Source organism: Bradyrhizobium sp. SPXBL-02, assembly GCF_051853065.1.
Taxonomy (GTDB): domain Bacteria; phylum Pseudomonadota; class Alphaproteobacteria; order Rhizobiales; family Xanthobacteraceae; genus Bradyrhizobium.
The window spans coordinates 2,225,485-2,245,811 of sequence record NZ_CP182474.1 but is presented as its reverse complement, the minus strand read 5'-3'; the positions used below and the strand labels follow the sequence as shown (position 1 = coordinate 2,245,811).

General features: G+C 59.0%; 13 protein-coding genes and 3 pseudogenes. 4 read left to right on the top strand and 12 right to left on the bottom strand.

Going from position 1 to position 20,327, the window contains the following annotated elements:
- Nucleotides 1–542 precede the first annotated feature (542 nt).
- The 6 genes and pseudogenes from ACNJYD_RS10290 to ACNJYD_RS10265 form a co-directional block, all read right to left on the bottom strand.
- Nucleotides 543–1,547 carry a pectinesterase family protein gene (locus ACNJYD_RS10290; protein WP_439366235.1) on the bottom strand — a complete coding sequence of 335 codons (1,005 nt, stop codon included), beginning with the start codon at nucleotides 1,545–1,547 and terminating at the stop codon, nucleotides 543–545.
- Nucleotides 1,548–1,801: 254 nt separating this feature from the next.
- Nucleotides 1,802–3,100, bottom strand: a complete 1,299-nt coding sequence (locus ACNJYD_RS10285) for a glycoside hydrolase family 28 protein (protein WP_439366234.1) — start codon at nucleotides 3,098–3,100, stop codon at nucleotides 1,802–1,804.
- Between the two features lie 1,197 nt (nucleotides 3,101–4,297).
- On the bottom strand, nucleotides 4,298–4,588 hold the full coding sequence (locus ACNJYD_RS10280) for a hypothetical protein (RefSeq protein ID WP_439366233.1): 291 nt from the start codon (nucleotides 4,586–4,588) through the stop codon (nucleotides 4,298–4,300).
- 1,519 nt (nucleotides 4,589–6,107) lie between these two features.
- Entirely contained in the window at nucleotides 6,108–6,332 is a 225-nt protein-coding gene (locus ACNJYD_RS10275) for a hypothetical protein (RefSeq protein ID WP_439366232.1), read from the bottom strand.
- Nucleotides 6,333–7,217: 885 nt separating this feature from the next.
- A complete protein-coding gene (locus tag ACNJYD_RS10270) occupies nucleotides 7,218–7,424 on the bottom strand; it encodes a cold-shock protein (protein WP_036030656.1) in 207 nt (68 codons plus the stop codon).
- A 768-nt stretch (nucleotides 7,425–8,192) separates the two neighbouring features.
- A pseudogene (locus ACNJYD_RS10265) lies at nucleotides 8,193–8,387 on the bottom strand (response regulator transcription factor); the annotation flags it as partial.
- 782 nt (nucleotides 8,388–9,169) lie between these two features.
- Here ACNJYD_RS10265 and ACNJYD_RS10260 point away from each other — a divergent pair.
- Nucleotides 9,170–9,481 carry an isocitrate lyase/phosphoenolpyruvate mutase family protein gene (locus tag ACNJYD_RS10260; protein ID WP_439366231.1) on the top strand — a complete coding sequence of 104 codons (312 nt, stop codon included), beginning with the start codon at nucleotides 9,170–9,172 and terminating at the stop codon, nucleotides 9,479–9,481.
- Here ACNJYD_RS10260 and ACNJYD_RS10255 read toward each other — a convergent pair.
- Nucleotides 9,471–9,665 (bottom strand): hypothetical protein, encoded by a 195-nt coding sequence (locus ACNJYD_RS10255; RefSeq protein WP_439366230.1) that lies wholly within the window; start codon nucleotides 9,663–9,665, stop codon nucleotides 9,471–9,473. The genes ACNJYD_RS10260 and ACNJYD_RS10255 overlap by 11 nt on opposite strands.
- 630 nt (nucleotides 9,666–10,295) lie before the next feature.
- Between ACNJYD_RS10255 and ACNJYD_RS10250 the strand changes: the two genes are divergently transcribed.
- The 3 genes from ACNJYD_RS10250 (at nucleotide 10,296) to ACNJYD_RS10240 (ending at nucleotide 13,949) form a co-directional block, all read left to right on the top strand.
- Nucleotides 10,296–10,469 (top strand): hypothetical protein, encoded by a 174-nt coding sequence (locus ACNJYD_RS10250; protein WP_439366229.1) that lies wholly within the window; start codon nucleotides 10,296–10,298, stop codon nucleotides 10,467–10,469.
- A gap of 9 nt (nucleotides 10,470–10,478) precedes the next feature.
- Complete coding sequence (locus ACNJYD_RS10245; RefSeq protein ID WP_439366228.1) at nucleotides 10,479–11,000, top strand: hypothetical protein; 522 nt, start codon at nucleotides 10,479–10,481, stop codon at nucleotides 10,998–11,000.
- A gap of 756 nt (nucleotides 11,001–11,756) precedes the next feature.
- Nucleotides 11,757–13,949 (top strand): hypothetical protein, encoded by a 2,193-nt coding sequence (locus ACNJYD_RS10240; RefSeq protein ID WP_439366227.1) that lies wholly within the window; start codon nucleotides 11,757–11,759, stop codon nucleotides 13,947–13,949.
- Nucleotides 13,950–14,207: 258 nt separating this feature from the next.
- Here the strand turns inward: ACNJYD_RS10240 and ACNJYD_RS10235 are convergent.
- The 5 genes and pseudogenes from ACNJYD_RS10235 to ACNJYD_RS10215 form a co-directional block, all read right to left on the bottom strand.
- Nucleotides 14,208–15,362 (bottom strand): annotated as a pseudogene (locus tag ACNJYD_RS10235) (IS701 family transposase); the annotation flags it as partial.
- Between the two features lie 61 nt (nucleotides 15,363–15,423).
- Entirely contained in the window at nucleotides 15,424–16,713 is a 1,290-nt protein-coding gene (locus ACNJYD_RS10230) for a type II toxin-antitoxin system HipA family toxin (RefSeq protein ID WP_439366226.1), read from the bottom strand.
- Complete coding sequence (locus tag ACNJYD_RS10225) at nucleotides 16,688–17,062, bottom strand: hypothetical protein (protein ID WP_439366225.1); 375 nt, start codon at nucleotides 17,060–17,062, stop codon at nucleotides 16,688–16,690. Before ACNJYD_RS10225 ends, ACNJYD_RS10230 begins: the two co-directional genes overlap by 26 nt.
- 990 nt (nucleotides 17,063–18,052) lie before the next feature.
- A pseudogene (locus tag ACNJYD_RS10220) lies at nucleotides 18,053–18,681 on the bottom strand (prolyl oligopeptidase family serine peptidase).
- Nucleotides 18,682–19,105: 424 nt separating this feature from the next.
- Nucleotides 19,106–19,867 (bottom strand): hypothetical protein, encoded by a 762-nt coding sequence (locus ACNJYD_RS10215; RefSeq protein ID WP_439366224.1) that lies wholly within the window; start codon nucleotides 19,865–19,867, stop codon nucleotides 19,106–19,108.
- Between the last annotated feature and the right edge of the window lie 460 nt (nucleotides 19,868–20,327).

Below are 20,327 nucleotides of genomic sequence, written 5' to 3'. Positions count from 1 at the left end.
TCTCAACCGACGGAAGAGCCGCTACAACCCCGTCACCGGCCCCATGCAGGTCTGCGTGCCGTGATAGACGCATGCTCTTGAAGGGCTCTCCTTGATGAAAAAGGCCATCGGCACACTTGGAAATGTTGCGTAGCACTTGAGATGAGAAGGAGTCGATTGACCGTGTTGTCTTGAATGCCGACAGGCAGCGCCTGACAAGAACTTTATGCCAACTTTGCCTTCATCTGAGCCTGAAGAATGACCTTCTGCGCTCGCTTGTGCATTCGATTAAATCGAGCTGCGATGTTTGCCTCACATTCCATTTAGGCCCATTGGTGACACTCTTCGACGGGTAGTTGGCCAGGCTGCCAAGAAGGGCGGGAAAGCGGATGATCGCATCCCGCCGCGAGCGATGGAGCGTCTTAACGAGCTCCTCTAAGCGTGGAGAAACAGCCGAAGCGCCGACCCTCTCACGTCCCCGGCAGTTTGGTTGCTGGACACCACTTTCCATCAAGTCCGCTCTCTCCGTCATTCATCCGAGCATCGCCGTCGTCCCCTCACCGTCAGCGTTGTTTTGTCTTCCATCGATATGGTTCCGCAGGCAGCCAATCTGTGGCCCCCCCGAAGAACGCTGTCAGCGACCATCTCGCGGCTTCCCCATCTGTCAGTTGATGGGAGTAAGGTTCGCGGCCTGAGGGGTTAGCCCCGACCCCGAAGGATCTATATTCGGCATAATAGCTCGTGCTCAAATTGTTGGTCTTGCCCCTCTCCCATTCGCGCCAGCCCTCCGGGATGACCTGCGCATCTATCTTTGTCGACAGAAAGACCACTGTGGCATACGGCCGCCAGGGGCGGCCAAGCGCGATATCGCGCGCGGCAGGGTCGGCACTTAGAGTGCAATGATCAAAAACATAGCCGCTGTCCTCGTCCGGTGCTGACTTGCTCTGAGCGGTAAAGACGACCGCTTGATTGGCAATGCCGTGCAACTCACATTTCCGGAACCAGGCCTTGGCGTTGCCAAATACGAAATCGACATGCCCTTCGATGTAGCAGTTCGAGAAGTATTGACGTGACATTCTGCCGTTTGGACCCTTTCCGGCAAGCAGCGTATCCTGGGCGCCGAGCAGGCGGACGCGCGTAACGACGTTCCTGTCTCCGGTAACGGATAGTGCAACCGCCTGCGAGGGTAGATTGGCCGGGTTGAGAGAGTAATCGTTCTGGATGGTCAAATTCTCGAGCCGGACGTCATCGCCAGTGGCATCCAGCGTCGCCGACCGGGCGGTTCCTCCTACATTGATAGCGCCGTCGCCATACACAATGACGGTATTCTCCGGCTTGTTGCCAGTCCCTGAGAGATGAACACCGGATTTGGAAATTTTGACCTTCTCACGATAGATACCCGGCGCGATCCGAACATCTCCGCCTTCATCCGGCAACGCGTCAATGGCTTGCTGCACGGAGTGATAATCGGCATTGGCGGCATGCGACACCAACAGTGGCTGAGCGTATGCTGACGAGATGCAGAAACATCCCGTCAGAAGTGCAGCAGGGTGAACGAAGATAGGCATGATCTTACACTTCGTTGAGTCAGCGGCACCTCGACGCAGTCGACAGAGCCTATCTCTGCGGGGATAGCCGCCGCGCATGGGCAACACATTTTTCACGGCAAACCAGAGCCTCCACGTCACCTTTCGCATTCCCGGCCCTGCAAACCGTCAGACAATTGCAAACAAGTCCGGACATGAGGCCGACCTTCTTCAACACCGGTAATCTTGGCGCAGACGCTGAACTCACCACCCGAGTTCGGCGCCGGATGTAGTGCTTACCGATTACTGTTGCGGAACGCCCTGGAACATACCTCCGAGCCGCGCAGCAGCGGTTTTGCAGCTCGTCCGGGCAGCGGCGGTGATACGTCAGAGTGATTTGCGGTGACGTTCGCATGCTCAACTTGCCAGGTGGCGGAATCGGCAAATCGGACATCTTCGAGCGTCACGTCAAGTGCATGCTCCTCGTCTACGCCGCGCATCAGCAACACACCGGTGTCGCCATGCACATGACGGAGAACGATTCGCCGATAGACCGGAATTCTCGTGCCTTGTGCGCGCGGATCATATTTTGTATCTAAAGCTAGCGGCCACCGGTTTCCCCTCAGGCACACGTACTCATAAGTTACGCCCTCGACCAGACCGCCTCGGCTAACATCGCTCTTGATGCGCAGGCCGGACGTCGTACCATCCAGCGTCAGATTACGGACCACTATGTCTCTGGCCCCAGAATTCAACTCACTGCCGATCGACATGCCATGCCCCCAGCCGAAATAATTGTCCATGATCGAGATATGGCTGCTTGAGCCATTGTCGCCGGCCTTGATTGCGACGTTGTCGTCACCGGTACGGATCAAGCTGCGGGTAATGGTCACATCCTGACTCGCGCCGAGATCGATGCCATCGGTGTTGCGGGCATCCGCCGGTGAATCGATCATGAGGCCCCAAAACGTGGCACCTTCAACCCCGTTCATTGCGACATGAAAGTTGGGAGCGTTGCGCAAGGTGACACCCGACAACGTGATGTCCTGCGCATGATCGATCTGAATTAAGCGCGGGGCGTTCTGGCTGCCGCCCTGGGCTTGGGCGCGACGCGCCAGCTGCCACCAGGTTTCCGTGCCGCCGCCAATTATTGCGCCGCCCTGGCCATCGATGATGCCTTCTCCGTAGATGCCACCGCCGCGCGTTTTCGAAAAGCTGATGAATGGCCGGCAACCGCCGCCCTTTTCCGCAATACGACCACATTGTCCGAGGCCCTTGTCGTAAGCAGCAGGTTCGGGAATGGCGATCAGCGTCGCCCCGCGTCCGACCCATAACGTCACGCCCGATTTCATCTCGAGTGGGCCCGACCGGAACTCGCCACGCCCTAAATACACCGCGGCCCCGAAAGGACACTGGTCGATGGCATTTTGCAACGTGGTCGTATCTTTCTTGCCAGACGGCACGAGGCGCTCGCACACCATATGAGGTGCAACAGGCTCGGTGATAGTCCGGCGGTCCTGCGCTTTCGCGGCGGGGAAGACACCGATGGAGGTGAGTATGAACAATAGGGCCAAGTTGCGAAAACGCCTTGTCATCGACCTCCTCGTGCTTTGTCACGCATCCACGCTCCATCGGTATGGAGCCGCTGGCTCGATCTAGCCGCCGCGCGCGTCACTGGCGCGCGCAAGATGACATTTATAAGACGCAGCAGAGGCCCGGACCGTGCACCTGCGCAGCAGCACTTTGCAGATGCGCAAAAAACACGAAGCGTCATGCGATGGTTCAAAATCCGACAGCTTCGTCAATGGTCGGCCTTCTTACGCCAATCAAGCGGGTCGCCGGATTCGGCTTTTTTGCATCTAGAAAGTCGTCGGCGCCCAGTGCTTGCTCTTGATAACGATTTCGATAAGCGGCGCATCAGCCTCACTGGGAGCAATTGGTGTACGCCCAGTACCCGTCGAAGCCGCAGCACTCACGCGCGCCTGACCCCGACTGCTGCTGCTGAACCTCCGCGCTGTTCTTGAAGCGTCCGGAAAGCCATACCTGCGTGCTTGTTCTCCTTGAACACCTTGTTGGCGAGCAGGTTTAGTGTACTGTCATCACAGGCCAGGAGCGACTGGCCGCCCTCGCCGGGAAACTCCGCCACCTTAAAGCATCTGAAGATACTTCTCAGCCGTAGATGGTGACAGTTTCCGACGAGTACTGGGACCGCTCACCATCTCGTGAAGGTAATCATAATCCGCGCGCGAGACATTCGACGGCGGATTGCGACCGCGGCATCGAGGCAAGGCCTGCCACGCGTGCTGTATTCAGTTGCGGCTCAAAGGCATCTTCTTCCGCCAGTTTCGGCTGCTGATCGTTTAGTCCGGCGTGCTGTACCGATGGCGGAGGGGCAGCACTGGATAGTCGAAATTGTGCGAGTGCACACCCGTCTCCCGTCCAGGATCAATGGGTTTATCCGTATTCGGAGAATCTTTCGAAAAGCTGACGAGGTTACGGCCGGGAAGATGGATGCGAACTGGCCCTGAGCAAGGGGGACAGCTCTTGACGTTCAATCCAGACATGTGCGTGAGCAGCCCTCCAGACAGGAGGCTTTAGTCAACACCGCGGGGAGACGTCCCGCACGTGGCGTTACTCCGCGCCCCATCCGCCGGCCCAACGCACCGCGATCACCAAAACGCCCGGCATAAGGGCAGGCCTCCAGTTCGCCCGCCCGGGTCCGTAAAAATGATGCCTCGCAAGCCGGTCGGTACTCTCGCCGTTAACGTGGGTTGCGGCAGCTTTCAATGGTCTCATGATCGCCTGGAAAACGCCACGGCAGCTTCCTGGTCAACAGGATCATCGATGCCTCGCGGTTCGCGCGGTAGCGTGTCACGTATTGAATTGTTTGCCGCAGACGTGCGGCGGCGTTCATCGATCGGCAATGAGATTGCTCGACGCTCAAGCCTCCGCTCTAAATCCGCCAATCCTGCCTTACATTCGGCGACGACCGATTGGGCACGAAGCAGCTTGACCTTGAGCTCGTCCTTCTGCCTGACTATTTTCTCAGGATCCCAATCGTCCTGCAACAGCTCATTGACCATGTGTTACCACTGATGCAAGGCCGGCGCTTAGCTCCAAGAACCCAGGCTTGGCATCTCGCCGATACGGGCGCTTGAGCCACGGTTTAAAGGTGGCGCAAACGATCGTCCAGAAGCGTAACGCCTTAACCCCGGGGTGCGCCATCTTGTTGAAGACCGCCATTGGTCGCGAGCCCGTTGCAGGACCGTCGGATTCTGGCCGGCAAAGCAAACGGCAATCCGACGGTAGCAGAGTTCGCGATGCTGGCACGCGTTTTGAAACGTGCATCAAGAGAGGTCTGCCATTGATGAAGTGGGGACCTTTCATTTGAATACCTGGATCGGGTGCTGAACTCGTCAATGTCATGACCAAATTGATGCCGTCACAAATTCAAGCAACCGACATGCCAATGCCCTCGAGTATTTTTATAGACAAAATCATGTAGGTTTTCTCGCGCCATCTGGCTGTCCGCGACCCTATTTGTCGCGACTGAAACAACCGATGTCTTGAGCAAGACAGCGAAAGCCGAAACCACGAGTCTGTAGCAGCGCTCGCTACGGCACCGATGTCGGCCAGAGTGCTCCCACCATTTTTGCACAGGACGTTGTGGCGTGAGCCGCAGTGACGGGCGTTAACGCCAGACTGACGGTGCTGTGCGGCTGATCGGCAGTCGATCCGCAATACAGAAGGGCGTTGGAGGCTCATCGCAATCTGATGCCACGGCTGTTCACCATACTGACCTCACGCTTAAATTCCGAAACCGCGTTTGGCCCAGGCCTGGTCGAAGATCAGTTCGTGGCCCGCTTGCATCTACGTCGCGGTGCTACGCACCTGCGCCGCTCGGAACGGATTGTCTCACCTTCAATCGGCATGGGCATCTTTAGCCGCTCGAATACGTTGCTCCATGTCGCCTCGCGAGCAGTAACGGGGCGGACCCGAAATGGTCTTGAAACATGTCAGGCCCGCCCCAGCATCACAGCCCCTGCAAGACCTGTGACGCTCACTGCACCCAAGCAAGCACCGTGCCTTTCTTCCAAAAGGCTGCTGTACCTCGCTTGGGCTGTGTATACTTGTGAAGCGTGTCCTATTTTGTTCTGTCTCCATGTCCATCAGGACGCAGAATGTTTGCAACCCGACATTCGCGTATCAACGTTGAGCTCAAGCGCAGGTAAGCTCGCAATCGCAAAGGCGATCGCATCGCTCCGGAAGTAGCGCTCACGCTTGCAGTCTACAACCCTGCCGATCCCAAGCAGCGATGGGAATTGCTATTCTGAGTATCGCCGACACTAACCTGTGCATCGACATCAAAAGCCGCGTCACGAAAGACGGCAATCCTACTTGGCTCTACCAGTTCAAAGGGTTAGTTGCTCAGCAGTGGAATTTTGTACCCCTCATGGACCTTAGGGTTGCAGAGTGACTGCCTCAACGGGCACGACGATTCGCGCCGCGCATAAACCGAATTCCGCTGATTACCCGCAAGGTAGCGTATGGTACGATCATGCTGCAGGCGCAAATCCGTGTGCGCAAAGCACCAGGATGAGTTCATGGGCGCCTTAGCCCCATCATTCTCGATGTCTCTCCGCCGTCCTTGGCGCTTGCATTATCGATTGGCTTCTTCAGATCAAGCAGCATGTTCTTGACCCAGGTCATTGACATTTCATTTTCCCCAACGGGAGTACCGAGAGCGGCAAAGCCGCGGCGGCGTGCTTCAGCAAGTTTCAAGTCAGGATAGTGACCCAGCCGAATTTTGGTGCGGTTGTTTGACAACGACCCAGGTCTTTCGACTCTTGCGGACACGCAAGGCAAAGGCCGGCGTCTTCCGGTCCATATACAGACCGGGCTTCAGTGACTGAACGGTGAGACCTGTGAGTCCAAGAATTGGCACGATCTGGCACGCCTCTCACGTGGATTGAGGCGGACAAGCATGCCGAGGTATATGTGGGTCGAATTCGCGTAAACCACGGCATGAAACGGGGTTTACGGGCACTCTGTGGAATGGTGGAGTGGCTTCACAAAAAATTCGTAAGCTGGCGGCAGTGGTCTGAACAATTGCGTTTAGAATTATGGTAGCCCCTGATCGGCAAGATCGAGTGCGGCAACTGGCGCGTCGCCTTTCTTGCAGCCAGCGGCAAAGCCCGTCAGCTTCTCGCAAGGTCTCCGGTGTAGCGGTGCTGTCCTTGACAGAAGGAGCAGAGCGTGGACAATCCTCCGTGTTGAGCCCGACGGCTTTGATGGTTCCAGGACGAGTTCGTGCCTCAGGCGGCGTATGCCAGGCAATAAATTCCGGACCATCTTCAGCAGGCAGTTCAGGCAGAGCAGACACGCCAGACTCTCCGCCAGAGCACGGTGTGGCGCTATGCTGACGCGCCTTTCTAGCTCGGCTCTCGTGATGAAACAATCACCGCACTCGAACCACAATCACTACGAGCCCGCACCGAGAACTATTTGTCGCGGGACTGACGGCTCTGCGCCAACAGCGCTTCACCGATGTCGCAATCAAAAATGCCTGGGCGGCGCACGCCTCGGCTATGTTGCTTCAGCTGAGAAGGGGAGCTGGTCACTTCAACAAGACCTCACCATTACCTGACAACTATCCTCATCAACCCGAGACAGAGACCCCGCTCTCGTCCAAGACGTCATCCGGCGTTCGTATCAGCCAACCCGGAGATCTTCAGCTGAGATCTTGCCCGTACGCCCGGCCTTGGGCTGATAACTTACGCGGGCCCCCTCTTCGAGAGTGGTGTAACCGGCCTTTTCCACGGCACTGACGTGCACGAAGACATCGGGGCCTCCATCCTCGGGCCTAATGAATCCATAACCCTTTGTCGGATTGAACCACTTCACAATACCCATTGCCACGTCGGCACCTCCTTAGTGAACCGTTGTGATCTAGCGAAGAGTCTTCCGGCCATCAAGAGCAGCGGCAAAAAAACATCGCGCTATGGATGCGAAGGTCTCGTCTCATTTTTCTGTCGGATCGCCTAGCTGTCGCCCAATATGCAAACGATAGAAAGCCCCTGACGCGACCGCACTTCGCTTCCATTCCTGTGCATCCGGATGACCATTTGACCTTCGCTTCAGTTGCTGCGGCGAACGGTTCACAAGAGAGTTGCACGCATCGAACATGCTCCAATAATCCAAAAACACGACGTCTGCATTGATGGTCCGCGAAGTGTCGGTCACTAAGCCAGCAACGTTTCGTGAGAATCATCCGAACTTGGTTAAGCGCGCTAGTTCGTGCGTCTACCAGCAGCGTGTTTTGGAAATGCGTCTGCCGACCATCATTGCGGACTTAAGGTCCGGCCCGCGCTGTCCGAGCCGCGTTTGGGTGATCACAATTTCAGCACGTCAGCCGCCATGATCACCAGATTTCAGCTTCCGACACATATCGAACCGCCACGCCGGCAAGGGGAGGACGGACATTGGGATTCGACGGACCGTCAAGCTTTCAAGAGTGTGATGCGCGTGCGCCGTTAGCTTGATTACCTTGTCCGCGGCGCCTCACCGTAGCAATCAGCGAGGACATGGAAGCACGCACTGTACATAGTATCAGCGCCTCTATCATCGCTGTACACTTGCCACGTGACGTCTGCTTGTATTTCGCCACAGCGCCACCGAAACCGCGGCTCAAAGAAGACCCAAACGCCGCGCCTTGACGACGCACTGCGTCCGGCTGGTCGTTTCCAACTTTCGCATCGCATTCTTGACATGAAAGTTGACGGTGTTCAGGCTCACTTTCAGGATCACTCCGATAGCCCAGGATGACTTCCCTTCCTCGACCCATCGCAAACACTGTCTTTCCCGTTCCGACAGCACAACCTCTCGCCTATCCGCCATGAATTTCTCCTGTAGTCCAGAGAACAGGAAAGCATCAGCAAATGCCATACCACTCAGTGGCGCCAGCAAACTGTCGGCGAGGCAGGACAAGTTCTTCGGCGATTGCCGCTCCATTCGCACGAGGCTGCCATCCTGCTGTAGCCCTATCGACGGGCTTTCGACATTGTCGTCAATCCGACGGCAGCATTACGACAACCGTGGTTGTCGATATTTGCGTCTAACTATGTGAGCCGGATATCACCCTTTCTCTAAGCACTCCTCCCCCGAAGGAGTGTGGGAATTCTCTCTGGAGGCGTAGCACGGGCTCGCGAACCCAGGTCATTCATTTTGCATCCAAAGCCCTTCTTTCCAGCCTTAGGCGCGAGGCCAATCAACCCATAGCGAAAGCTTTGCGTTCGGCGCGCCTCCTATGGCGATCATGCAAGCCTTTGCGGTCCCAATAAACTACCAATGCTGTTCATTGAGCGGCATTACGCCGAAAAAATAGAAGCAGCGATGTTGGTGGCAATCTAGGTCGGCTTACAGGATCTAGGCATGCAGCATCAAGCACGAGCCGTTCGGTCCACCGCAGGTCAACAACGCGCGCGGCCCTCGCCTGTGGAAATGCTTCGTGCCCAGGTCTGCTCGAATGATAAGCTCTCGTTTTGATGGAAGCCCATGATGGCCTTTCCGCCACAATTGCCCAGCGCTCAGGATTCAATGGGGCTCTGGGCGTTTGGTCTGTCGATTGCCAGCTCGCTGGGCTATCGTGATGCCAATGAAGCTTGATGAACCGGCTCGTCCAGAGCGTCGAACGCATGGTGGACTCGACAGAGCTAGCTGTGCTCGTTGACGGGGATGGCGGCTTCGGCAATTTCAACAATGCTCGCCTGCTCGCACGCAAACTTCGTCAGGCTCGCGCGGCGGGCGTCTCGCTTGAGGACAGCTGCTTTCCGAAGCTGAACTCGCTGATTGGTGAGCGGCATCCGCTCGCCGATATTGATGAATTACGCGGTCATCTGCGGGCTGTGAACATGCAGTCGCCGAAAATCTTGTTCTCGTGGCCAGGATCGAGGCGCAGATTGCCGGTCACGGATTGAACGAAGCTATGCTCCATTCGATTGTCGCCTTGTGGTGCCTGCCGTCCCGCAGTAGGGCATCCAGGCGTCGCACCAGGTCGCCGGCCCGGCCGACGAGTCCGTGCCCGACCCGCTCGGCGTACTCAATGGTGTTGCGGACCCGGGCTTCGAGCTGCCTGCGGAAGGCCTCGATCCTTTCGAACATCTCCCCGATCTGATAAGATGCTTTCGATGGCCAGCAGGTCGTCGGCAACGGCCATCCGACCGTCCTCGATGTCGGCTGCCATGCTGGAAGCTGTGTACTCCTCGGCGAGGGCCTGCACGGTTTCCGGAGTGTAGGAGATCCTCCGCGCGAGATCGACGATGGCGTCGCGGAAGCGGACGCGCTTCAGGTCGGCCAGAATGGCCCGCAGGCTCTTAGACTAGTGAACTGGTCGGCCCTGATTGCGCGCCTCGCGGACGGCGAGCGCGGCTTCGCGCTGCTTGCGGTCGGTGATCTCGGGCCTCAGTTTTTCGACGGCCTCCGTTGAGGCGGATTTGCACGATCAAGCCGCCGAATCACTGCGAGAGATCCTTATTGAGGCTCGCGAGCCGCTCCGGAAAACGAGACCTTTCTCAAAACAGAAGCGAGCCAACCGCGAATACTATTACTACAAGATCTACACGCCCTCGGTGGCGAGGGATCGAAGAAGACGACCCTCAAATATGTCGGTCCGACCGATGATCCCGAGATTGCCAAACGCGCGGGAGCTTTCCAGCGCACCAAGATTGGCTATCGCGCGCGACGCGAGCTGGCAGCGAAGTTGAGGCGGGCGGGCTACCCTGGCTTCCCCACATGGAAGGTCTCGTCGTCAACGAACTCGCGCGCGCGGGACTTTTCCCGCTTCGCGCCACGCTCGTCGGTTCGATGGCCTATCAGACATACAGCGGCGTAGTGGTGAGCGCGCCGTGCGTCGGCGACCTGGTGAGCTCGCCGCCAGAGCGACCATGCGAGAACACGGTCGATTGAGATGCGCCGTTGAGCGAGCTTGATAGCGATGCGACTGGTTTCCTGGATCGGCCAGCCACGCCGCGCACCATCGAAGATACCCGGATCGAGGCAGTAATCGTCCGCACCCTTGAGACGAAACTGCCCAAGGCCACTCACTGGAGCTCGCGCAGCATGGCGAGGGTTAGTGGACTGTCGGTCTCGACACTACAGCGGATATGGCGCACCTTCGTGCCTGCAGCCACATCGGTGGAGACCTACAATCTTTCAAACGATCCTGACTTCGTCGCCAAGGTTCGCGACGTCGTCGGCCTCTGCGTGGTCCCGCCCGAGCGAGCCATCGTGCTGTGTGTCGACGAAAAGTCGCAGATCTTGGCGCCGGATCGGAGCCAACCCTCGTTCCGCATGCGGCCTGGTCAGGTGGAACGCCGCAGTCACGACTACAAGCGCCATGGCACGACATCGCTATTTGCCGCTCTCGACATCGCAACCGGCCGGGTCATCGGCAAGTGTTACGGGCACCACGGGCCACGGAATTCCGCAAGTTTCTGATGAGATCGAAGTCCCCGTGCCGGAGGATCTGGACGTCCATCTCGTCAAGGACAATTAGGCAACCCATAAGACACCGCTGATCCGTAACTGGCTGGTCAAAAGACCGCGCTGGCACGTCCATCTGACGCCAACCAGCTCATCCTGGCTCAATCAGGTCGAACGTTTCGTTGCCCTCATCACCGAGCGCAAAATCAGGCGCGGCATCTACCGCAGCGTGGCGGAGCTACGTGCTGAGATCATGTCCTTCATCGAACAGCACAACGCCGACCCCAGCCCATTCCGATGGACCAAACCAGCTGACGACATTCTCAGCTGCACCGAACGCTTCTGCGCTCACAATCAGCCATGGCCTAAAACGCCATGAACTTCTGGTTTAGGACACTAGATTATCCGCGATGTCCCGCGTACGGATTTTCGCCCGAAACGTACGCGCGCCCATTGCTGCGCCGATCGCGTGAAATTTCCAGAGGAAAATGCCCCCAATGCAAGGCTGTCGAGTGACGGTGTGCTGCCCCCAGCGCGCTCGCGAAAATTTCGCGCTTCTGGCTGCGGTCATGTACTGCAGGTGATGATCCCGCAGCTGAGGCGGTTATCCCGGCGTCCGCTGTCTTCAGCAGCACAGCAGCTGCGATGGAAGTGGACCCGAGGCGACATGGGCTTGTGCATCGGAAAAAACGCTCTTGGTCAGCTACTCGTCAGCGAAGCGGTCTAGCCAGGAAGGCTGCGCGTTCTCGACTCTTCTATCGGAGATAAAGTATGACGGGCATCGGCCGAGCTGGCAAATCGCACGTTGGAGCTGCAGGAGCCGACAGCACTGGGGTATCGAGCAGTTCGAGCCTGGAGTTCAGCCTCGTCCCTGGGGAACGCAGTCAATCTTTCGAGGCCGTCGTGGAGCGGATGCGCTCCGGACCTCAAGATAGAACCGCGCCGCTCGTGAACCGGCAACCAACTTCGGATGTCGCGGCGCCAACACGAGATGAGGTTAAGGCAGCAAAGCGAACGTTGGGCAGCCTGCTTGAGGACCTTAATACTTGTCGTAGGGCAGCCACGCGCGGCCGGACCTTTTCCGAGAGGCAAGAGCTGATCGATCAAGTCGTCAAGGCAGGCTTAGCAGTTCTGGACTACTACGCTGCTCTGCCCCGAGGTTTCGCGGGGCGCATTCTGCCCGACGATCGGGCTCGCCAGCTCCGCGATGAGACGCTGGGCGCGGCCGACGAAGGTAACGCCGTGGCTGCTGCGATTTTCGATGACCTGGAGAAGAGCAGACACAAAGCAGCAGCCCTGCTCGGCAGGATCATCCGCACCGCTTCGCCTGACCAGCTGAACCGCGTGCTTTCAGGCGTGGAGCCCTACTATGAGCACGGCATGGAGTGGTGGAGAAAGAGGGCATTGCGCGCGGAGCGGATGCAGTCCGTCTGCGCGGCTACTGCCGACCTACCAAGCAGCACGCCCGAGTTGCGGAAGTCCGAAGAGGCCGCGCTACGACTGCATACCGGCTATGCACTCAATACGAAGTACAAGTATCTGGAATCGCAGATCACTCTCGCGCAGCTCTCCCTAGCGAGCAGGTTGGGACCAGCCGTGCGAGACGCCCTTATTGATGGAGACGGGCGGGTGCGTCTGCTCGGCACCTTCATCGAGGATGTTGTTCCGGCATTCGCCTCGACGGCCGAGGCCGTGATGAACCGCAACGGAGCGACGCTTGACGCTGAGCACCGCGACGTTCTGGAAGGAGTCATGGAGCGGCTTTCGGAATTTGCATCAGGAGTGAGCGGCATGGTTGCCAGCCTGACGGACGCCGGAGCGGGAGCCGATCTTCCGTTAGAATTGCTGGATCAGATAGTGGAAGGTGCGTGGCTTACAGCGGACGAAGTCATGCGGCTGCTGGCACTTCAGCCAAAGACGCCAGCCACGATTGAACCGGCGGCTTGGGCTGTGCTGCCGGAACATACTGCCGGGGTGGGCGAAGGCACTGCAGCGCGCAGGAAGGGCAAAGGCAGGCGCGCAGCGGCCGCAAGCGAGGGGAGTTCGACAGCTGGGGGCGCTGAGCCGCAGCTCGCCGGGTCCGACGCTGGCACGGGCTCAACACGCAAGGTTATCGTACTCTCGGATCTGGGTACAAAGAAACTCACGAGCGCGGAGGAGGCCCGCGCGCGGGCGTCATCGTCGGCGAGCGGAAACCTGACGATGTGGCAGGCTCCGCCCTCCAGAGAAGCGCTGACGGGACTGCTCAAGCGATTGGACGAACTTTTGCAGTTCGATCTGCCCGCTCAGCAAAGCGCCGTTTCGCAAGCGCGTCAGATGAAACCCGAGGACGCCGACCACGTCCTAAATATCGTCGTCGAGCGCCTCCACGGACAAGCCGCCGAGATCGAAGCCTGTGTAGCCGCGGTGGAGGAGCCTCGTCGAAGTGGCTTGCTCACGCCCGCGCAAGTGCCCGAAGTGCACGACAAGATAGTCCGGCTCAAGACGATGTATTCCGAGGTGCAGGGACAGGCAAACTCATTGAAGAGGCAAAGAGCCGCGATCATGATCGATTGCATGAAGAGCTACGGCTTTCCCTCGCAGAAATACCTTGAACGGTTGCGGGCGGCCGGGGAGTTGGAGCCTCCGGATCCACCGCGCGCATTGAGCGGCGATCCGGGGACGCTGTTCGAGATTAAGCTGCGGCCTAAGGCACTGCGCAACGGTGCGGCGGCGAATCCGATGTGGGTGCACATCCATACGAAGCGGCCGGTACATGCCTCGCAGTTGGCGACAGCGGCTGACGCCGACTTCGCCGCTTGCCATGTGAAATCCAATGAACAGCGCGGCTACAATCGGCACTGGCAGAGCGCGCGAGCCGCGATGGGGCACGAAAACGTCGTGATCCACCGCGGCAAGCTCACGCCTGCATTCTGCAGCTCCTTGTTGAACAACGCAGTTGGTAACCTGTCCGACGTCAGATAATTTGAGACTGATTAGGCTTTTCGCGAAGAGAGGCTCTGGGCTCATCTAAGTTAGCATTACAGTTGCATTTTTCGTCTGAGGTGAGCGCGGCGAGCGTCGGTCAGGTGAGCTCGCCGCCAGAGCGACCATGCGAGAACACGGTCGATCGAGATGCGCCGTTAAGCGAGCTTGATAGAGATGCGACGGATTTCCTGGATCGACCAGGGGATCAGGAACGATGTTTGGTGCGCCGGCGTCGCGTTTTTTGAGCGCTGGCTCAGCATTGGCCCTATGACGGATGACGGCCATCATGGAAGGCCAGCATGACGAGTGAGACATGGCGATGCCAGCCATGCCAGGAGCGGCTTTCGTTGTGATCAAGGCCGAGCTCGTTCTTGGCGGTTTCGAAGCTGTCCTCGATGGGCTAGCGATGGCCTTCTACCGACACCAGCTTCTGCATGGAGGTGCCCTTGGGGCACCAACTGGAGAAGAAGGCCAAGCTACCGTAGGCGATGTTGCGGCGGATCAGAAGACCCCGCGTCCATTCCCCGGCAAGGTCGTCGTTGTATTCACTGACGTCGAGATCGGCCCAACTCGAAGATAGGCCCAGTCGTGCCAGCGCGGACCTTTGGTCCCTCCGCCGGATGACAGACCGCGCCAGGCCTTCTTGGGAAGGCTCTGCGCGATCGCGGAGGCGGTGCCGGCGGCAGGCTGCGGCTTGCCCCAGGAACGGAACACGTGATTGGAAGCAACACCCAGAACATAGCCTTTGCCCGCCTCGCGCAGCAGGGTTTCGCTCTCGCCCGTGCCATACAGGCTGTCCGCCGCCACGAACGAGAACGGCGCCTTTGCGGCGATCGCACGAGCGATCATTCGACGCGCGATCTTGGGCTTGGTCGCAAAGTCCACATCGCTCGGTACATGCGGTGCCTTCAGGCGAGCGGGGGCGTCCGTCCATTCCTCCGGCAGGTAGAGCGTGCGATCGATAAAGTCATGGCCATGCCGCGACACATTGGAGGCGAACACTCCGATCTGGTAATTGGTGATCTTGCCCGCCGAGCCAGTGTACTGGCGTGCGACGCCGCACGATGCCTTGTCCTGTTATAAAAACCCGGTCTTATCGATAACCAGAACCGCGTCCTCATCGGCAAGCGTTTCCAGCGCGTACTCACGCACAATGTCGCGCAGCGCGTCGGCATCCCACTGCCCCGGACCCAGGATCGCCTGCTGGCGCCACGGGCCTGGATCGCCGGCCGCTTCAGCCCGCATCCAACCCGTCTTGCGCGGCTCGTTACCCAACAGTCCGTCGAGAAACCGCCACGCCGAGGCCGCCACCCGCTCCTGCGTAAACAACGGACGGATGCGTTGCTTGGCATCTCGCAACGAGGAAGCCCACAGCGTCAACGTATCTTCAACCCACGCGCCGCCAATCATCAGATTCCGAACATGGTCCCACCCATGGATTCAGAACTCACCGAAAATAGCAACGGTAATGCTAGGGCGATAGGGCTGCTGCGCCTTTCGGCGCTGGCTCGGTTTGCTTCAGGCGCTCTAGGTAGCCGCTTGCGCGCGAAATCACCGCCTCCACGACAGTGTCCAGGACGGGATCGCCGCGGGCAGGCATGGCTTCGACCTCGGCCTTGGCCACCATTGCATGGTGTGTCACGGCCTGAGCAATCTCGGAGACGCGGCGGATCGTCTGTGTTGGAGAGAGCTTGCAGTCGATGGCGAAGCGCTCCCAGTGGTTGCGTCCAAGCTGATCAGCCTGCTTCTGCCCGCCGATCTTCTGCGCCATGTTGCGTGTGATCTTCGGATATGGCGCCGCACAGACGATGTCGTAGCCTGGCGCCATGGCGGCGCCGCGCGCCGATAGCATCAGCGAGTAATTTTTGGCGTGGGAATCCGTGTTCCACACCATTGGATTGAAGATGGCAAGGTCGACGAAGCGGGCGGTCTCATGTGCTGTCATGTGGCGCTGGGTCACGCCGACCATGTCGGCCAATGATGGTCCTTTTGGGCCTCTATCGTTGTTCTGGTACTTGGCAGCTGGCGGTCGGCCCAGGGCTTGGCAGAAGTCCTCCTGATGCAGCCGCCGCCACCTCTTGCCGTCATGACGGCGGTCATAGCGCTCAACCAGCAGGTAGCTACGTTCGCCTGCCGTTCCGGTCGTCACCTTCGGCGTCGGGATTCCGATCATGCGCGCGAGCGTCAGGCAGAATGCCTCGTTCTGGACGGCGCCAGGTAAGTGCTCGCCATCGGGCTTGATGATGTGGGTCGATGGCGCGCCGTCGATCGGTATGTACAGGGTGTCGCCATTCAGAGCGACGGCGAGCTTCGTCTGCACACCGGCAAGCGACATCGACACGCCATCTTCGCCGACGAGGAAGGGCTTGTGGGGTAGCTCATTGAGGATGCGCTCGAGCGCGGCCTTGTCGGGGATCTCTCGCCATTTTCCGGCGATCAGCCCGGTGCCAGGCTGTCCGACGGAGAGCGCGCCGGCGGTGTCGCGGCCCATCTCGGCAAGAAGACCGATGACATCGGCCGGCGACTTGCCGAGCATATGACCTACGATCCCGAGAGTTGCGTTCTCTGGCAGCAGATTTGCCGCCCATGGCAGAATTGCCGAGGCATCGTGGGACGCCCGCGAGAGCGGCATGGTGAGCGACACAGGGAAGGCGCCGGTCAGCCCGCGCCAGGATTCGGCATAGGTGAAGCCTGACGCTTCGTCAGCGGTCGTGATCCAGCCGACCTCTCGCGTCTCAAAGTAGACCGGAAGACGGTCCATCAGGCTCCTCCTCGTCGCTCTCGGGAATGTCCGGTGTCTCGGAAGTGTTCGCGCGGCGGGCTTGGGCGTCCTTGAGAACATCCTCGATGCGCAGCCCGAGCACGTTTGCCACGTGCAGGCTGCGCCCGAGCTGACAGGTGCTTTTTCCGGCCTCGAGGTCGACGATGAAGCGCTTTCCTGTCCCACTCACCATGGCCAGCTTGTCCTGCCGGAGGCCCTGGCGTTTGCGTTCTTCCTGGATGAGGCGACCGAATGCTGCAGCGAACTCGGCGGCTTGGCGCGCGACACCGGTCTCGCCAGGAGCGTCCTTTCCCCCTGAGGGGGGAGTGCCCTTTGGAGGCGTGTTCATAGCTCTCTCGTCGTAAAGTTACCGACCGGGAACTTTATAAGCTGAAAGGGCGGAATGTCCAGCGAAAAGTTACCGAACGGGAATTTTTATGCGTAGTTCCGATATGAAGAAGCAAAAGTTACCGAGCGGGGACTTTTACTCCAAGCCCGGGTTGGGCGACCCAGAAAGTTACCGATCGGGAATTCTGCTGCAAATACCAACTCGGTTCTTTGGAAATCGATGATGACCCGAGGAATCCCGCTCATCCCGTCGAGCGAAACATGATCCTTGGCGTCCACTCTCTGTGGCGACCTCCTCACGTTCGGCGAATGAGGTAGCGTCCTTTTGACGATCGCGATAAATGTGTCGGGGTCATACCGCCCGCTCGTGTAGCTGGCAGACAATATTGTGCAACCCTGCGCGAACGCTTTCTCACCGCGGAAAGACAATCATTCCAGACCCATCAACAATCGCTGTCGATTTGGATCTATGCTGCGTGAGAACGATAGCACTTTACCTGAGTTAAGTGCCGCGCGCGCTTCGCAGCCGGGGTGGCAGCCGAGGCGACTGCTGCGTCACGCTGTGCGTCGATTGGATCTGCCGTTCCTGCGTCGCCGCGGCCTCTGACGGCGACTGCGCGGAGGAATAAGCAATTGGTCGCATCCGTGACCGCTTGCGTAGCGACTTCACCGTACGAGAAATAGATGGTTGATCAGGGCATGTCACGTAGCTCAATGCAGGCAAGGCGCGGATTGACAATCCTCAATCAAGGAAGCCCATCTGGCAACTTACTTCCAGCTCGTCATGTTGTGCTTGGGACGCCAGGAAATCCGCTCGCCAGCGGCGGAAGCTGTTCAGACCGGTAATTTGCGCATCTGACGAGCTTCATCGAGTCCGACCACCCTCATCAGCTCTCTCGCCTTGCGTTCCATGAATTCAGATGAGCAATGTGAGGAGTTGAGATAATCAATGGTCTCTAGATATCGACTTCGATCAGCCCGTCCGCCGAACTTACTCAGAACAAAGCCGCCTCGATGCATAGGTGTATTCAAGGGCGAGTTGACGCGCATCTTCCACGAGATTGGCCGCGGCGCTATGTCCGCCGTCGATGTTCTCGTAATAGAAGTAAGGCTGGCCCAGCGCGGCGAGCTTCGCGGCAGCTTTGCGGCCGTGCGCCGGATGCGTGCGGTCGTCCTTGGTGGAGGTAAGAATTAAGGGAGCGGGATAGGTCGTGCCCGCCACCAGCTTCTGGTATGGCGAGTAGCCTTCGATCCACGCACGCTGCTCGGCAATGGCGGGGTCACCGTACTCGCCGATCCAGGAGGCGCCCGCGCCCAGCTTGGTGTATCGAAGCATGTCGAATAGCGGCACCTCGATGATCGCCGCGTGAAGAGCTCGGGACGCTGGGTGATCGCGGCGCCAACGAGCAAGCCGCCCTGGCTGCCGCCAATCGCGCCCAGCTGGCGCGGACTAGTGATCTTCCGACGGATCAGGTCATCGGCAACGGCAATGAAATCATCCCATGTCGTCTGCTTCGTTGCCGCCTGGGCCGCTTGGTGCCATTGTGGACCAAACTCACCGCCCCCGCGCAGGTTCGCAACGACATAGGCATTGCCCCGTTTGACCCATAGCCGCCCCATCGATCCCAGGTCAGAGGGCAGTTGCGGCTCCTGGAAACCGCCATAGCCATGGAGAAGTGTCGGGATCGTGCCGTCAAACCTTGCGTTTTTGGGCCGCACCAGAAAATAGGGAACTGACGTGCCATCACGCGAAATGGCCTCGAGCTGCTCCACCACATGGTTCGACGCATCGAAGGCAGAGGGTGCCTTCTTCAATTCCTCCAAGCTTTTGCGTTCGGCATCAAACGACCACACTGAGGTTGGTCTGAGATAGCTCGAGACGGTGAATATGACCCGGTCGGCTTCATGTGCCGGGGCCCAGGCTGAAAGACGAGCGATGGTCTGGCGCGCAAAGGATCCTGTTTCCATTCATCGAGGTCATACGAGATCATCGAGCCGGCCGTGAAGCGGATGACCTCGGATGGTGTCCAGTCCTCATCAGGTTTCACAAGGCGGCCGCACGCGAGCGTGGCGATCTCGGCCTTCTTCGGCAGATCGAGCTTGACGGGCCCATCGGGCGGAAGACCACATACTCGGACTCGAAAGAGCTGATTGCGCGGGCGGCGCCGGTCGCATGAATATGACCCTCGCTATCACGAAGCACGAAGGGGGACGCCCCAACGTCGGTGGGCTCGCCCCGAAAGATCTCGCGAGCCTCACTGAGCGGCTGAGCACGTTTGAGCTCCTTCACTACAAAGGCGTAGCCGGCTTGCGTCAAAGTCCCCTCGCCCCAGTCCCGTGCAACAAGGAGGGTGTCACCATCGACCCAGCTGACGTCCTGCTTGCCCTCGGGGAGATGAAAGCCGTCCGCGACGAAGGTCTTGGCGGCGCGATCGAACTCTCGTATGGACACGGCATCCTTTCCGCCATCGGAAACACTAATCAGGCAACGGCGCTCTTCAGGCGGAAGGCAGCTGTGACCTTGAAAGACCCAGTCTCTGTTTTCGACGGCGGCCAAAGCGTCCACGTCGAGGATGGTTTCCCACTTTGGGTGTTGGCGACGATCGCTCTCACGCGTGGTGCGCCGCCAGACGCCGCGCACCTGATTCTCGTCTTGCCAGAACTGCTCCAAACCGCCCCCTTCGAATAGAACATCTGCGATCCGATCTTTGGCCTGCAGGATGGAGAGCGCCTGTTCGTAGAACCGCCGAAGCGAGGATCTGACTGAAGCACCTCGAGCGTCTTCTCGTTCTCGCCGCGAGCCCAAGCCAACGCGCCAGGCCCTTCCATCTCTTCGAGCCAAAGGAATGGGTCGTCAGTCACCGCCGCATCCGTTTGCTCCTGTGAAAGCGCGGTGGACGTGGCGCTAGCAATCGAAGGCAACACCGCGGACAAGAGTGGTGGCGTGTTCATGGACTTTTCTCGATAAGATCGGCGGGCCACGCTGGCCGGCCCTGGCGCGTCAAGCAGACGCGGCGGAAACCATGGAAGCGCATGACATAGCGCGGCCTGCGCTATGTCATGCGCCGCTTACTGCAAGCCGCGTGCCGGCTAAGGAGTCGCAAGTTTCAGCCGTTCGGGGGCTGCACGACCGTGTTGCGTTGCCGCTGGCAAGACTGGGACGCAGCGATGCTGCTTACCTCCGCATCCGAGGTTCTCCTGTTGGCGTCACCGGGCAGACTTGTCGACGGGCATCATCAGCACAACGATCAGCGCATTGATCAGCA